Source organism: Anaerobacillus sp. MEB173 (genome assembly GCF_052119505.1).
Classification (GTDB): domain Bacteria; phylum Bacillota; class Bacilli; order Bacillales; family JBJMAU01; genus JBJMAU01.
In genome coordinates this window covers 85,775-101,579 of record NZ_JBJMAU010000007.1, presented here as the reverse complement: position 1 = coordinate 101,579, position 15,805 = coordinate 85,775, and the positions used below count along the sequence as shown (strand labels likewise).

16 protein-coding genes are annotated in these 15,805 nt (G+C 38.0%); 7 read left to right on the top strand and 9 right to left on the bottom strand.

Annotated elements, in window-relative coordinates; translation table 11 throughout:
• Positions 1-171: 171 nt before the first annotated feature.
• Positions 172-1,158 (bottom strand): phosphate acetyltransferase, encoded by a 987-nt coding sequence (pta, locus tag ACJ2A9_RS15245; protein ID WP_441422525.1) that lies wholly within the window; start codon positions 1,156-1,158, stop codon positions 172-174.
• A gap of 421 nt (positions 1,159-1,579) precedes the next feature.
• Here pta and hemQ point away from each other — a divergent pair, with 421 nt between their 5' ends.
• From hemQ to gerQ, 3 genes are all read left to right on the top strand, one after another.
• Positions 1,580-2,329 carry a hydrogen peroxide-dependent heme synthase gene (gene hemQ / locus ACJ2A9_RS15240; RefSeq protein ID WP_441422524.1) on the top strand — a complete coding sequence of 250 codons (750 nt, stop codon included), beginning with the start codon at positions 1,580-1,582 and terminating at the stop codon, positions 2,327-2,329.
• Between the two features lie 165 nt (positions 2,330-2,494).
• Positions 2,495-2,926, top strand: a complete 432-nt coding sequence (locus tag ACJ2A9_RS15235) for a cell wall hydrolase (RefSeq protein WP_441422523.1) — start codon at positions 2,495-2,497, stop codon at positions 2,924-2,926.
• 95 nt (positions 2,927-3,021) lie between these two features.
• Positions 3,022-3,522: a spore coat protein GerQ gene (gene gerQ, locus ACJ2A9_RS15230; RefSeq protein ID WP_441422522.1), complete on the top strand. Its 501-nt coding sequence runs from the start codon at positions 3,022-3,024 to the stop codon at positions 3,520-3,522.
• A 50-nt stretch (positions 3,523-3,572) separates the two neighbouring features.
• On the opposite strand, the gene ACJ2A9_RS15225 is transcribed toward gerQ, so the two are convergent.
• From ACJ2A9_RS15225 to ACJ2A9_RS15210, 4 genes are all read right to left on the bottom strand, one after another.
• Complete coding sequence (locus ACJ2A9_RS15225; RefSeq protein WP_441422521.1) at positions 3,573-3,944, bottom strand: DUF423 domain-containing protein; 372 nt, start codon at positions 3,942-3,944, stop codon at positions 3,573-3,575.
• 126 nt (positions 3,945-4,070) lie between these two features.
• Entirely contained in the window at positions 4,071-4,352 is a 282-nt protein-coding gene (locus ACJ2A9_RS15220; protein WP_441422520.1) for a YwdI family protein, read from the bottom strand.
• Between the two features lie 14 nt (positions 4,353-4,366).
• Positions 4,367-5,977: an ATP-binding protein gene (locus tag ACJ2A9_RS15215; RefSeq protein WP_441422519.1), complete on the bottom strand. Its 1,611-nt coding sequence runs from the start codon at positions 5,975-5,977 to the stop codon at positions 4,367-4,369.
• Positions 5,978-6,090: 113 nt separating this feature from the next.
• Complete coding sequence (locus ACJ2A9_RS15210; RefSeq protein ID WP_441422518.1) at positions 6,091-8,241, bottom strand: ATP-binding protein; 2,151 nt, start codon at positions 8,239-8,241, stop codon at positions 6,091-6,093.
• A 251-nt stretch (positions 8,242-8,492) separates the two neighbouring features.
• Between ACJ2A9_RS15210 and ACJ2A9_RS15205 the strand changes: the two genes are divergently transcribed.
• Positions 8,493-8,837 (top strand): hypothetical protein, encoded by a 345-nt coding sequence (locus ACJ2A9_RS15205; RefSeq protein WP_441422604.1) that lies wholly within the window; start codon positions 8,493-8,495, stop codon positions 8,835-8,837.
• Between the two features lie 19 nt (positions 8,838-8,856).
• On the opposite strand, the gene ACJ2A9_RS15200 is transcribed toward ACJ2A9_RS15205, so the two are convergent.
• Complete coding sequence (locus ACJ2A9_RS15200) at positions 8,857-9,033, bottom strand: hypothetical protein (protein WP_441422517.1); 177 nt, start codon at positions 9,031-9,033, stop codon at positions 8,857-8,859.
• 263 nt (positions 9,034-9,296) lie between these two features.
• Here ACJ2A9_RS15200 and ACJ2A9_RS15195 point away from each other — a divergent pair, with 263 nt between their 5' ends.
• Positions 9,297-9,482: a YfhD family protein gene (locus ACJ2A9_RS15195; protein WP_441422516.1), complete on the top strand. Its 186-nt coding sequence runs from the start codon at positions 9,297-9,299 to the stop codon at positions 9,480-9,482.
• Positions 9,483-9,635: 153 nt separating this feature from the next.
• On the top strand, positions 9,636-11,174 hold the full coding sequence (locus tag ACJ2A9_RS15190; RefSeq protein ID WP_441422515.1) for a glycine betaine uptake BCCT transporter: 1,539 nt from the start codon (positions 9,636-9,638) through the stop codon (positions 11,172-11,174).
• Between the two features lie 40 nt (positions 11,175-11,214).
• On the opposite strand, the gene glnA is transcribed toward ACJ2A9_RS15190, so the two are convergent.
• Positions 11,215-12,576, bottom strand: a complete 1,362-nt coding sequence (gene glnA / locus ACJ2A9_RS15185) for a type I glutamate--ammonia ligase (RefSeq protein WP_441422514.1) — start codon at positions 12,574-12,576, stop codon at positions 11,215-11,217.
• 243 nt (positions 12,577-12,819) lie between these two features.
• On the opposite strand from glnA, the gene ACJ2A9_RS15180 reads away from it, so the two are divergent.
• A complete protein-coding gene (locus tag ACJ2A9_RS15180) occupies positions 12,820-13,296 on the top strand; it encodes a glutathione peroxidase (RefSeq protein WP_441422513.1) in 477 nt (158 codons plus the stop codon).
• Positions 13,297-13,350: 54 nt separating this feature from the next.
• On the opposite strand, the gene ACJ2A9_RS15175 is transcribed toward ACJ2A9_RS15180, so the two are convergent.
• Both ACJ2A9_RS15175 and ACJ2A9_RS15170 read right to left on the bottom strand, forming a co-directional pair.
• The gene (locus tag ACJ2A9_RS15175; RefSeq protein ID WP_441422512.1) at positions 13,351-14,310 is read right to left on the bottom strand and encodes an L-threonine 3-dehydrogenase; all 960 of its coding nucleotides are present in this window, start codon (positions 14,308-14,310) and stop codon (positions 13,351-13,353) included.
• Between the two features lie 37 nt (positions 14,311-14,347).
• Positions 14,348-15,538, bottom strand: a complete 1,191-nt coding sequence (locus ACJ2A9_RS15170) for a glycine C-acetyltransferase (protein ID WP_441422511.1) — start codon at positions 15,536-15,538, stop codon at positions 14,348-14,350.
• Positions 15,539-15,805 lie beyond the last annotated feature (267 nt).

Here is a 15,805-nt window from a genome sequence, read left to right as displayed (position 1 = left end):
CCAGTCGAAGAATCGTTAAATCGTGTTGAACGAAAATAAATGAGTCGTTACCGAAAAGAAACTCACGAAAACTGAAAAGAAATCCTCCAAAACTAAAAAGAAACTACGAACTTACCTCGTTATCGCGACAAAGAGCTTGGATAGAGGCCATCTACCCAAGCTCTTTTTTCACTAGTTTTTCCCGTTCATCCCTTGCATTGCCGTAATTAAGGCAAGCTTATAGACATCCTCTGAATTACAACCGCGTGAAAGATCGTTTACAGGTTTATTTAACCCTTGAAGGATCGGTCCAATTGCCTCATATCCGCCTAAACGTTGGACCATTTTGTAGCCAATATTACCAGCTTCCAAACTAGGGAAAATAAATACATTCGCCTCGCCTTTTAACGGAGAATCCGGTGCTTTCTTTTTGGCAACGCCCGGAACAAAGGCAGCATCAAATTGAAACTCACCATCAATAACAAGATTTGGCGCTTTTCGTTTCGCGATCTCTGTCGCCTCTGAAACCTTCAATGTTTCAGGAGACACAGCCGATCCTTTCGTCGAAAAGCTTAACATCGCCACTTTAGGCTCAATGCCAAATACTTTTGCTGTATCTGCTGCTGCAATGGCCGTTTCTGCTAAATCATTGTTATCTGGGGAAATATTAATCGCACAGTCCCCAAAAATATATTTTTCGTCACCTTTTACCATAACGAAAACGCCAGAAGTTTTGCGTATCCCTTCTTTTGTTTTAATTAATTGCAATGCCGGGCGCACCGTTTCTCCAGTTGAATGTGCCGCGCCACTAACGAGTCCATGAGCCTTATCCATTTGTACAAGCATTGTGCCAAAGTAGTTCGCATCTTCCAGCAACAATTTACGTGCTTCTTCCTCAGTTGCCTTTCCTTTACGGCGCTCAACGAAAGCGGCAACAACTTGATCGAATTCTGGATACGCAGCAGGGTCATAAATTGTTACACCTTCCAATGTTAACCCTAACCCGTCTGCCTTTGCCTTCACTTCCTGTTCATTACCAATAAGAATCGGCTCTAACACCTCTTCTTTGGCTAACCGGTCGACAGCATCTAAAATCCGTTCATCTGTCCCTTCAGGAAAAACAATTGTAGGGTAGCTACTTTTAACTTTCCCTTTTATATCATTAAATAAATCACTCATCCGTAATAGCCTCCTAACATCTCTCTGTTCATCAATACATAGCATACTCTTCATTGTAGTAAAAAGAAACAAGCTTTCTTAATATAGAAATAGTAAAAGAATTTTAAATTTTCAAATCCTACCTCATTCCCCTTTACTAAAAGAATTTCCATAGAAAGTAGGGATCATACAAATGCCTTTTTAATTTAGAATGTAGAATGTAGAATGTAGAATGTAGAATGTAGAATTAAAACCTTTTTAAGAACTTCCAATGAAGAAAACTTCTGGGTATATCCTCCAAACAATTCTAAATTCTTAATTCTAAATTCTTAATTTGTTCACATATGTTGTTTCCTTAGTGATTGGATAAATTTTATGATATAGTTAACAATGATAAAAAGAAGTAATTATTCTAAATTATTCCTTAAGGGGTGTAAGTATTATGAGTCAAGCTGCGAAAACATTAGATGGATGGTATTGTTTGCATGACTTTCGTTCAATCAATTGGGCGGCATGGAAAGAGCTACCGAGCGAGGAGCGTCAACAACTAACAAATGAATTTATAAGTTTAGTTGAAAACTGGAATGGAACTGAGTCTGAGAAAAAAGGCAGTCACGCAATCTATACGATTGTTGGTCAAAAAGCAGATATCATGATCATGCTTCTTCGTCCAACAATGGAAGAATTAAATGAAATTGAAACAGCCTTTAATAAAACAAGATTTGCTGAATATACAATTCCTACATATTCATATGTTTCAGTTGTAGAATTAAGTAACTATATTCCTTCCGGCGATAATAGTGACCCTTACCAAAACCCGGAAGTTCAAGCCCGCCTATATCCAACTCTTCCAAAAACAAAACATGCTTGCTTCTATCCAATGGATAAGCGTCGTCAAGGTGATGATAACTGGTACATGCTTCCTATGGAAGAGCGCAGTAAGTTAATGCGCAGCCACGGAATGATCGGCCGAAGTTACGCTGGAAAGATTAAACAAATCATTACAGGTTCTGTTGGATTTGACGATTGGGAATGGGGCGTTACGTTATTCTCAGATGATGTTCTGCAATTTAAAAAGATTGTCTATGAAATGCGTTTTGATGAAGTAAGCGCTCGCTACGGTGAGTTTGGTTCATTCTTTGTGGGGAATATCTTAAAAGAGGAAGACATCTCTAAATATCTGCACATTTAATCATAATTAAAAAATCTGCTTCATACATTTATGTATGTAAGTAGATTTTTTTATTTACCCACTCTGTAGGCAGATAAAAATCCAAATAAGACTATAAGAATAAGCACCTATTTTAAAATTTGGATATATGTTAATACTGTAGCCTATTACAACGGGGGTGAATTAATGGCTGTTATTAAAACAAACTCAGAACAACGTAAAATGTTAGCTCGATTAATGCGGGCAGAAGCAGAAGGTGAAGGCGAGCTGGGGATGTTAATGGCTGGTAACACGATGGTCAATCGCGTTCGTTCAAGCTGTTTGGATTTCAAGGATATTAATACGATAGAAAGAATGGCATTCCAGTCACCAGGTGGTTTTGAAGCTGTTCAAAAGGGGTATTTTTACCAGGCAGCTCGTGAAAGGGATATCCGTTTAGCAGAAAGGCTTATTAATGGAGAGCGGTACCATCCTGCTGAGTTTTCTCTGTGGTTTTTCAGACCTGAAGGAGCATGTCCGGCTCAATGGTGGGGTCAGTGGAATTCTGGAAGATATAAATTACATTGTTTCTACACTCCATCAGCTGACGAATGTCCACAAGTATATACCGTTTATTAACATACGTCTTAGTTATAAACTAGATTTCTACTATTAGGAATCTAGTTGTACTTATAAAAGGTTTTTTTATAAAATTATAGCTTAGGAGTGATCAAATGTATCAATGGGATATGAACGCAATGCAGGGATACGGGATACCTCAGCAGCATTGGCAAATGGGCTGGCCGCAGCAACATGCGCAAATGGGCTGGCCGCAGCAGCATTGGCAAATGCCAACAGGTATGCCAGGTACTCCGGAGCCCCCACCACCAGGAACAGGAGGGCAATTTCCAGGTTTCCCCGGGCAGGAAGGGATGCTCCCACTCGAACAATCGTATATTGAGAATATACTGCGTTTGAATCGCGGGAAAATAGGAACATTCCACTTTACGTTCGAAAATAATAATGAATGGAATGCACTCGTTATCAGAGGTGTCGTGGAAGAAGCAGGACGTGACCACATCATTCTCAAAGATCCAGATTCAGATCGAGATTATTTAATGCTCATGGTAAACTTTGATTATGCCGTATTTGATGAGCACCTTGAATATGACTATCCTTTTAATGGAGCTGCAGGGCCAACCCAGCAACAATTAGCTACGTACTCGCCAAGATAACAAGAAGCACCGCTATGCGGTGCTTCTTTCGTATGTAATACAGCTCATTTCTACGCTCTGAACGCTGCAACAGCAACGAGAATCCAGCCAATGAGAAAGGCTACTCCACCGATTGGCGTTATCGCTCCCAGCTTTGTAATACCAGTAACACTTAACACATATAAACTTCCTGAAAATAGGATGATTCCAATAAATAAAGCCCAGCCAGCCCACACAATGGCAGTAGAATCAACAAACTTGTCTGCGAGAATTCCAACTAAGATTATCCCAAGTGCATGGATCATGTGGTATTGAACACCTGTTTGATATATTTCAAACATTCTTTCCGAAAGCCTAGGCTGTAAACCATGAGCTCCAAAAGCCCCTAAAGCTACTGCCAAAAATGCATTAATACTGCCTATCATAATAAAAAGCTTCAGCATTCCAATTCCTCATTTCAAGATAATAATATCGAATCATGATTAACAATACCACAACAATTACCAAAATAAAAAATCATCTGCTCAACAATTTACAAAATACAGCAATATTCATCGATCTATTTCATCTTAAAAGTCTAGCAATGAATCGCCATTCGCATCATCATCTACTAATTTTCGATCGGTTGTTTTCACTCCTGCTCTCTTACCTTCAATTTGTATTGGCCGACTCGTCTTTACATGAGAAGATTCAATATGCGTTGCTTCTAAGATAAGTTCACAGTAAGCTTTTATTACACTGGCACTCTCTCTAATTTCTCTTTCACTGACTTTACCGATTGTCACACCTTCTTTTAACTGCTGAACCTGTGTGGCAATCTTATCTACAAGCACTGAGACAGGTATTTCCATTTTCATAACCTCCTTTAACTAATCGACTTCTCATAAATCGCTAATTTTTCTTTATGTAATGTAGCCGGTAAAACAATATCAACCTTCGTCCCCTTATTTTCCTTACTGTTGATCTCCATTCTCCCTTGGTGATTTTCAATAATTTTGTAACTAACCATTAGTCCAAGTCCGGTTCCTTTTGTCTTCGTTGTGAAAAAAGGCTCTCCAATATGTGTCAGCTTCTCATCAGGAATCCCTTCCCCCTGATCTTCTATTGAAATAAGAACTTGATTGTGATCATACTCTCTCGCACTTACCTTCACTTCTCCTCCGTCAGGCATTGCTTCAATCGCATTTTTCACTAAATTGATGAGCACTTGTTTTAAATGATTAGCCTCACAATGAATCATTAATAGCGGTTCGAGCTGACTTTTAATAACGACATTTTCCATGATTGCTTGAGTGTTCAATAAGGTGATCACTTCATCAATTATTGTCTTTACATTATGCTGTTCAAACTTAGTTGCATTCGGCTTTGCCAAGACGAGAAATTCACTAATAATGCTATTAATTCGTTTCAACTCAGTTAACATAATGTCATACTTTCGCTGGTGGGTTCCATCTGTTTTTTGTAACAACTGAATATACCCTGATATAACCGATAATGGGTTTCGAATTTCATGAGCGACTCCAGCCGCTAATTGTCCAACTGCAGAAAGCTTCTCTGATCTTCGCAAGAATTCTTCCGTTTTCAAACGCTCACTAATATCACGAATAATAGCGGCGATGGCAATGACACAGCCTTCTTCATTTCGAATTGGCGAAATGGTAACACTTACCGCAACTTCTTCCCCGTTTTTGCGCAGTGTCACTATTTCAAAGTTACTTACTTGTCTGCCTTCTTCTAATTCAGCCCAGATCGCCTTAAGTTCTTCGATATTTGCCTCAGGAATAACAGGGACATGATGATGTATTAATTCGCTTTCTTTCCAACCGTATAACGTTTCAAAAGCTTTATTTATTTTAAGTGTCTTACCGTAACAGTCATGAACAATAATCGCATCTGTTGTTTGGCTGATGAACGACTCTAAATATTCCTTTGTCAATCCAAGCTCTGCTGCGGTTCTTCTCTCTTTCTTTTCTGCTTTTTGCCTTAATAATTCTGTCAGTCTATTTGAATAGATAAAAAAGACCGTGATTAATATCGCAAACAGAATAATATAAATGAGATCAATACTATCCGCTGCTGGAAAAATTTCCTCTTTATATGTAAGAAAACTATAAAGCGTAAAGCTTACCGTCAGTAACCCTGCTACAATTAGCGGCCGGTAATCTTTATAAATCGAACTTAAGATTAAAGCAAACCAAATGTAAATAAAATTAACAAGCAAGGGTTCATAAATAACAAGTGTAAAAAAGAAGCCGAACATCGCACAGATAATCGTATACATCGTAACGACTACATTTACTTTTTTCCATACTAAAAAGACGAGAGAACCACAAATAATTACTCCGGTTGGAACAATATATAGAAGTATGTATGGGTCTACAAAGGCATTAATTAATACACTAGTCGCTAAAAAGCAACAGAGCAGCTTAGCCATTAACTGGTTTCGATAATGAATTAGAGTCTCTTCTCCATTCATTTTATTACCTACCTTCTATTACAATCTTTTTCTTTTTACATTCTTTTATAAAGCAGTAAAAGGGGCCAAACCGCATCACAATAGTATTGTAATACAGAGCCCCCTCATGCTGTCTATTTATGATTTGTCGGAAGGATAATTGTAAATGTTGTTCCTACTTGTAACTCACTGTCTACCAGCATTCTGCCATTCATTTCTTCCTCAATAATTTTGTAGCTAGTCATTAAGCCAAGACCAGTTCCTGATTCTTTCGTTGTAAAGAACGGTGTTCCTAAATTCTCCAATGTCTTCTGATCCATTCCTGGACCGGTGTCCTCAAAAACAAGTTCAATTTTGTCCCGGTGGCTATTTGTTGTAATCGCCAATTGTCCTCCCGAATCCATTGCTTCAAATGCATTTTGGATTAAATTAATAAGCACCTGCTTCAAGCGTTTAGGATTAATCGTAATTAACGGTAACTCCGAAAAACTAATATCGACTGTTATATCCTTTAAAATCGCTTCTGACTGATAGAGTGTTACAACTTCTTTAATAACTTGGTTAATATCCGTTTCCATATTATCTTTCTCGTCCTTCGATGATCTCGTTAAGTTTAGTAAATCATTGACGATACTGTTTACTCTATCAAGTTCTTCGATAACAAGAGGATAATATTGTTTTTCCAAATATTGATTATCACTGTGATTAAACATTTGGATAAATCCTCGAATTGTTGTTAAAGGATTTCGAATCTCATGAGCAAAACCTGCGGCAAGCTGTCCTGCTGATTTCAGCTTTTCATTACGGATTAATTCCTGCTCCATATATTTCTTTTCCGTTATATCACTAAAAATAAGCAGCACTTCATCACTTTCAACGTCATCGAGTGTTGGCAGTGTTGTAATATTCATTAAAAAGCTATGCGATCGTCCAGCCATTTTACATTCAAAAAAGGACTTTGTCGCTGTTTGATTTCCCTCTGTGCACCATTCAAGCTGTGCCACCGCTTCAATAAAACGATTGAAGTCGATCGAGGCTGAGCAAATATCAGTAAGAGCTTTACCCAGAACATGTTCTTTGTTAAGACCGAACAGTTTCTCACAAACTGGGTTAAACGTCGTTATGACTTCATTTTTTTTGTCAAAAGAAATAATCCCATTTATTGTTGTTTCAATAATGAGAGAAGCCCTTTTGTGAGTTTTCTCCCGTTCTTCAAGCTTCTTAATCATGTGATTATACGTTGTATTTAACGTTTCAATCTCTTCATACTTTTTAAACCTTAATGGGCTCACTTTTTTCCCTGATGCAAAAGCTGAGGTTACATCAACTAACTGTTCAATTGGTTCAACAATAAATTTAGATAATTTAATTACGGCTATGAGAACGATTAATAGAACAATACTGAACAAAATCACATATTGTGCTAACAGTGATTTTAAAGGTGAATAGAGCTCACTTTCCGGGACGGAAATGATAACAAACCATTCATGATCAAACCCTGGCACCTGCGAAATAGGCGCTATAGAAAAAAGTAATTCTTTCTCTTCATTGAATAAAACAGTGTTATCATTGGCATACTCTCTAATTGTACCGATGTCAAAATTATTATTATAAAAGAAATTTTCAGAGAGAACGTAGGATTTATTTGGGTGGGCGATGATATCCCCTTTCCCATTGACTAGAAATGCATGGCCATTTAAACCAACACTCTTACGTTGGCTTGAAAAGCGATCAATCGTTTTCCAGAGCATTCTTAAATCAAAGGCTGGTGAAACAATCCCGATAATATTGCCATTTTCGTCTTTGACAGGTCCACCCATAACTAATACAGGTACTTTCAAAACAGGTGAAAAATAGATATCCGAAAGGAAAACTTCACCGGCACTTGCAGCATTAAACCAATTGCGTTCACTAAGGTTTTTCCCAATGACTTCATCAATCATACTGATTGTAATTGTCCCATCAGGCTCAATAAATATCGCATCATTATAAATGCCATGGACATCCAAAAAATACTGAAGCTCGTCTTTAATCGCTCCCGGTGCAGAATTAGAGTTACTAATGATCGGGTTTCCTAATAAGACTTTCAAATCAGCAATCCGTTCTTGAATCAACTCTTCAATCTCAACAGCTAAATTATCCGAATAAATCGATAACGTTTGCTCGAAATTTTCTGTCAAAACCTCTTTTTGCGATTGATATGATATATAACCAACAAAAAGCAATGGAATAAACGTAATTAATAAAAAGAAAACTAAAAGCTTTGAATGTAATGTATCAAACATAATTAGTGTACCCCGAATAATAAATTCATTGGTGTTCGATTGACGATGTATTTCTTTTCATTATAACAGTTCTAGTCATCTGTTTCGACTTATTATGACAAATAAATATTTTTTCACTTTCTTTGCCTTTTTGGTCATATTTTTTCATAACAATAACCAATATTCCTATTGGATAAAATAATCTGTAAATCTAGATTAAAAGCGAGGGGCTAAGTTTGAAGGAAAAAATTGTTACAGCCGTTAACTCTCAAATGCAGCAGAGGATCAATGATGAAATCCGTGGTCTTACATTCACAAAAAATTTCCGTTCGGCTACAGCCGAAGAATGGTACCTCTTTTTGCCTTCTTTTCAAGATAAGCGAACGAAAGGAGCCGCTGGAAAGGTGATTGTTCACTACAACTTATACGGAAACAAAGAGGTTTTCATAAATACAACGATTATTTTGGATGACCCAAGGCTATATCAGCCAGATCTGTATCCTCTTGTGTATGCAATTTGTGATGAAGTCATAAATCGTCTTATAGGCTTTGCAGATACTTTATTATCCGTTCACGCTGGCGATAACTCATATGATGCAGAGTATATCGGGAAGTAATGTATGGATATGCACGTTCTCAAGGATACCTTATTTTCGTCCACCCTTCGTGCAGGAGCAAGCCAACAAAACCGAGAGCCATTGAAAAAAAATAGACAACCGCTAATAGCATTGTGAAGGCAATCGATAATAGTAGTACAAGAGGAACTGTGATAACTGTTACGATACAAGCAATAATGAAATATAACCATCTCATGACGATCTCCCCGCCCTTCTCAAAGATAGGTGTACCAGTAAGTGTTATTCCATTTTTTTCATATCTGACTCTATATAAGATTAGCTAAACAAGATGAAAATTCCTTTGTTTTCACCAAATTACTCACTATCTGCAATGGAATTTATTAACGAAGTCGTATAAATAGCGATTTGTGGACTTTTATAGAAAGTATATTTCCTCTTGAGTTAAATCAATCTAAAGATGAAACACAAAACAAATGATTTTGAAAGGGGATTTTCGTTATGAGCAGGGCACGTACACGTAAAGCAAGGGATAAAAATGAAGCAAAATTGCCACAAACCCCCAAGAAAGATATCGCAACCGCAAATGACGATATCGAAATCGCTCAAGAAGTCAGTGAACAGTATGATCTTGAAGTTAAGCCAGGGTTCCAGCCAACAGCTGCAAAACGTAAAAACAACTCATAGTGCTAAGAGAGGGGATGTCTCACCCCCCTCTTTTCTACTCGTTTTTTTAATTGTTTTTTCAGTTTACTATTTGGAATCATTTACAATAAACCTTGTGAGTACATAATGTTGCCGCCAGTATCAAAAACTAACCAAATAAGGAGGCTAAAAAGCATGAATAAAATATCACCGGTCTTTTGGATTTCAATTCTTATGGCAGTTGTTTTTGTCTTATGGGGCGTTATCTTGCCGCAGCAATTAACAAGTGTTATGAATGTCCTACTCAGTTTCTTTCTTGTCAATTTTGGATGGTTTTACCAGATTGCCGCATCATTTTTCTTGGTGTTTGCACTGTTTCTCATTTTTAGCCGGTATGGAAAGATTAAACTTGGAAAAGACGAAGATAAACCAGAATTTAGTCGTCCAACATGGTTTGCGATGCTATTTAGTGCAGGAATGGGTATTGGTCTTCTTTTCTTCGGTGTTTCTGAACCGATCTCCCACTTTGCCGCTCCGCCAATGGGAGCCGGCGGTACTGCCGAGGCAGCGACATTAGGATTACGGTATACGTACCTTCACTGGGGTTTTCATGCTTGGGCAATTTATGCAACCATTGCTCTTGCTTTAGCTTATTTTAAATTTCGAAAAGGCGCTCCTGGTTTAATGAGTGCGACCCTTTATCCAATTCTTGGTGATAAAACAAAGGGACCGATTGGTGGATTTATCGACATCGTTGCTGTATTTGCAACTGTTTTCGGTGTAGCAGCTTCACTAGGATTAGGTGCGGCTCAAATTAATGGGGGCTTAAGTTATTTGACTGGAATACCGAATACATTTAGCATTCAACTCCTTATTATTGCGATTGTTACGGTACTTTTCCTATTATCTGCTGGTACAGGCATTAAACGCGGGATTAAATATTTGAGTAATACGAATATGATTTTGGCAGTCGTCTTATTTATAGCGATGTTATTTTTAGGGCCGACGATTTTCTTACTTAACTTATTTGTTACAACATTTGGGTCCTACATTCAGAACCTGCCTGCCATGGGGTTGCGCCTTGCACCATTTGACGCTGAAAGTGCTGCCTGGATTCAAGGTTGGACGATCTTCTATTGGGCATGGTGGATTGCTTGGGCGCCATTTGTCGGAACTTTTATTGCCCGTGTTTCAAAAGGACGTACAGTCCGGGAATTTACGATTGCGGTATTGATTGTTCCAACTGTTGTTTGTGCGTTTTGGTTTGCGGTCTTTGGTGGTACAGGTATACATCTTGAGTATAATTTAGGAATTCCAGTTTCTGAACAGACGCTTGAGACGGCTCTCTTCTTAGTTTATCAGAACCTGCCGCTTGGTACGATTTTAGCGGTCATTACCCTGCTGTTAATTAGCACATTCTTTATTACATCTGCGGACTCAGCTACATTTGTATTAGGGATGCAAACGACAAATGGGAGTTTAAATCCCCCAAACGTTGTTAAAATTAGTTGGGGACTCATTTTATCAGCGTCGGCTGTTGTATTAATGGCTTCAGGAGGACTAGAGGGTTTACAAACTGCGATTATTGTCAGTGCATTCCCACTCACCTTTATCCTCTTCCTAACGGCGATATCGACGTTACGCTCGTTTAACAAAGAGTTGGGACCAAAGAAGAAAAAAGTAAAAGAAAAGACAAAAAAGCCCGACCCAGAAGGAGAATTCAGCCCAACATAATATTGGGCTGAATTCTTTTCTGTTTCGGGCTAACGTTTCATTAAAACTTAGTATGATACGCTTCTAACTCCCAGCCGTGAACCGTTGTACGGAAGCTGTCCCATTCGCCACGTTTTAAATCAGTGTACTCATTATATACGTGGCTGCCTAATGTCTCTTTAATTAGTTCACTTTCTCCTAACGCTACTAATGCAGCTTCAAGGCTTGAAGGCAAGTTCTCAATCTTTAATTCATCCAGCTCAGCTTGGTTCATACTAAAGATATCTTCAACGACTTCAGCTGGCGGTGTTACATTGCGATTGACACCGTCAAGTCCAGCAGAAGCGATAACGGAAAATGCTAAATATGGGTTAGCTGATGGATCTGGGCAACGAATTTCAACACGGGTTCCTGCACCGCGAGTATTAGGAATACGAATCAACGCTGAACGGTTCGATGCTGACCAAGCAATGTAACATGGCGCTTCATAACCCGGAACCAATCGCTTATACGAGTTGACTAATGGATTTGTAACAGCAACAAAGTTTTTTACGTTATCAATTAATCCACCAATAAATTGGTATGCCTTTTCAGAAAGCTGACGGCTATCATTTTCATCATAAAATGCATTCTCTTGCTTCGCATCATCGAATAAGGAAATATTCACGTGCATACCACTGCCATTGATGCCGGCAATTGGTTTTGGCATAAATGATGCATGTAACCCAAATTGCTTAGCAATTGTTTTAACAACCCATTTGTACGTTGTTGCTAAATCAGCAGCTGTTAAGGCATCTGCATATTTAAAGTTAATTTCATGCTGGCCTTGTGCCACCTCGTGGTGAAGTGCTTCTATTGTGAAACCCATTTGCTTTAATGTTCGGTAAATTTCAAGTCGAACCTTTTCACCATTGTCATGAGGTGACGGTTCAAAGTATCCGGCATTATCTTGTGGCTTAGCTGTTGGACGACCTTCCTCATCTGTTTCGAATAAGAAAAACTCCAGCTCAGGGCCAACACTGATTGAATATCCTTGTTCCTTTGCTTTTGCTACAGTTTTTTTCAATACATTTCTTGGGTCGCCATCATAGTCCGTTCCACCAGGGTTTTTTACACTGCATAAGAAACGCGCTTCAGAATAATCTTCTTCCACTGACCAAGGTAATACCGCAAACGTCGTTAAGTCAGGTTGTAAGTATAAATCAGATTTATTAATAGGTGAAAAGCCTGTAATTGATGAACCATCAAACATAATTTTACCAGCTGCCACATCATCAATTTGTCTCGCTGTAACCGTAACATGCTTTAATGTTCCTTCGATATCAACAAATTGTAAATGCAATAACTCCACGTTGTTTGTTTCAATAATCTCCTTAATTTGTTCTAACGTAGCTCCTTTAGTTGGTACCATTGTCTTTGCCATTTATCAACACTCACCTTCCATGTAATGTTAGTTAACATCGCTTTATTTGATACTAATATTAAAGGAATTTCTGACTACTCACAACACTCTCGTCAGGAAATCTCACATAGGAATTATTATTAAAATCTCAGGGCTTTTGAGTGCTTCAACTGGAATTTCAATCGTATTTTTTCTAAAATGGTTTTATTAACCTGAAGCCATACTAGAACAGATAAATATTGAAATGTAAAGGGGCTCTTTCACATGTCTATTTATGATATAAACGTGAAAACAATCAAAGGAGATGAACAATCGTTAGCACAATACAAAGGAAATGTATTACTGATTGTCAATACAGCGAGTAAATGCGGATTCACCAAACAATACGCAGGACTTCAAGCATTATATGAGAAATATAAAGACGAGCACTTTGAAATTTTAGGCTTTCCCAGCAACCAGTTTGCCGGACAAGAACCAGAGGAAAACGAAGAGATCCTCTCGTTCTGTGAACTAAACTTCGGTGTCACATTCCCACTATTTACGAAAACTGATGTAAAAGGGTCAGCAGCTCACCCACTGTTTCAATACTTAACAGATCATGCTCCAGGTTTACTCGGCATAAAAGCAGTTAAATGGAATTTCACGAAGTTTTTAGTAGACCGTAACGGCAATGTAATCAAACGCTATGCTCCAAACGTCTCACCTGAAAAAATTGAGACTGACATTAAACAACTATTGTAAAAAAAGAAAAGCGCTCGATTCAATTAAAATCGGCGCTTTTCTTATGAAAATATATTAGCTAACTTTTACACTCAATTTATCTTTCAGTTTCATTAACATATCTTCAGTCATTTTATCTAAATCATATTCAGCCTTAAAGCCCCATTCTTCAGCTGCAGCAGTTGGATCAATTGAGTTTGGCCAACTATTTGCAATCGCCTGACGCACTGGATCGACATCATAGTCTAACTTAAAGTCTGGAATATGCTTACGAATAGACGCTGCAATTTGTTCTGGCTCGAAGCTCATTGCCGTTACATTAAAAGAGTTGCGGTGCTTAAGCTTGGAAGGATCTGCTTCCATTAACTCAATAATTGCATTAATCGCATCTGGCATATACATCATATCCATGTACGTTCCTGCACCAATATACGACGTATACTTTCCGTTTTTAATCGCTTCATAATAGATTTCAACAGCATAATCCGTCGTTCCGCCACCAGGTGGTGTAACATAAGAAATTAACCCTGGGAAGCGTAAGCCTCTCGTGTCAACTCTAAACTTGTGGAAATAGTAATCACATAATAATTCACCAGATACTTTATTTACACCATACATCGTTGTTGGACGTTGGATTGTATCTTGTGGTGTATTGTCTTTTGGTGTATCAGGACCGAATGCACCAATTGAACTTGGCGTAAAAAATTTACAATTGTGTTCACGGGCAACTTCCAGCGCGTTGACTAATCCACCCATATTTAAATTCCAAGCAAGAAGTGGATTTGCTTCAGCAGTAGCCGATAGTAAAGCCGCTAAATGCATAATTGTATCCACTTCATATTTTTTTGCAATATTATTCATTGCAGTTGCATTTGTTACATCAAGGATTTCAAACGGACCAGATTGAACAATTTGACTTTCGTTTTTTCTGATATCAGTTGCGACAACATTATTAGCGCCATATCTTTTTCTTAACTCTGTCACTAACTCTGATCCAATTTGTCCTAATGCACCAGTTACTAATATTTTTTTCATGTAAATGACCTCCTAACAGTTTGGTTTTACGGAGTCTCTAGATAATCTCTAATTCTTTCCCTACTTTTTCATAGATGGCGATCGCTTGATCAAGCATTTCTTTTGTATGAGCCGCTGTCGGCATATTTCTTACTCGTCCTGTTCCTTGTGGTACCGTTGGGAAGACAATTGACTTTGCATACACACCTTCTTCATACAGACGCTTACTGAATTTCTGTGTTAAAACCTCATCACCAACAATACATGGAGTAATCGGTGTTTCACTTTCGCCAATATTAAAACCTAGCTCTTTTAAACCTTTTTTCAAGTAGTTCCCGTTTTCCCACAGCTTGTCATGAAGCTCTGTACTTTCCGTAAGAATATTAATCGCCTCAATACAAGCGACAACATCTCCCGGAGTTAACGCTGTTGAAAACAAGAACGGGCGGCTTCTTACTTTTAACCAATCAATTAATTGTTGTTTTCCGGCAACATAACCACCAACAACCCCAATCGCTTTTGAAAGTGTTCCAATTTGGAAATCAACTTTATCAGACAAGCCAAAATGCTTCACTGTACCGGCACCTTTGCCAAGTACTCCTGATCCGTGAGCATCATCAACATAGGTGATAAGGTCAAATTCTTCTGCTATTGCCACAATTTCTGGTAGTTTGGCAACATCGCCATCCATTGAAAACACACCATCAGTTATGACCATCACCTTGTTGTATAGCCCTGATTCAGTCGCTTCCTTTGCTTTTGCACGTAAATCATCCATATCAGAATGGTTAAAACGAATAATTTTCGCTCTTGATAAACGACAACCATCAATAATTGAAGCATGGTTTAATTCATCAGATAAAATCGCATCATTTTTATCCATTACAGCAGAAATTGCAGCCATATTACAATTGAATCCAGACTGATAAGCGATCGCCGCTTCCGTATGTTTAAATTCAGCCAGCTTTTCCTCAAGCTTCACATGGATATCTAATGTACCGTTAATTGTTCGCACCGCTCCGGCACCAACACCATATTTCTTCGTCGCTTCCATATTCGCTGATATTAAGCGTTCGTCTGTTGCTAACCCTAAGTAGTTATTTGACGATAAGTTAATCAGTTCTTTTCCGGCAATTTTAATCATTGGACCGTTAGCACTCTCTAACGGATCGATGACATTGTATAGTCCTTTGCTTTTAAGATCCTCTAAATTTTCGTGTAAAAATTGCGTTAATGTTTTACTCGACACACAAATTCCTCCCTATATGGATCATTGATCTTATGAAAAACACACTTGTTACAGTCATGTTGTTTGTATTTCCAGAAAAACCAGATGTCTATATGGAATGAACACAACACATAGACAAGAACCCTTTAATTATCAATATCTTTGCATTAAATTTACCACAGATTATATACGATGTCTATAGGTAAAGTCCTCCTCAAAAAGACAAAATTATGATTTATATTTTCTTGATTATTTCCATTCAGCCGTTAGCTTACATTATCTGTACTA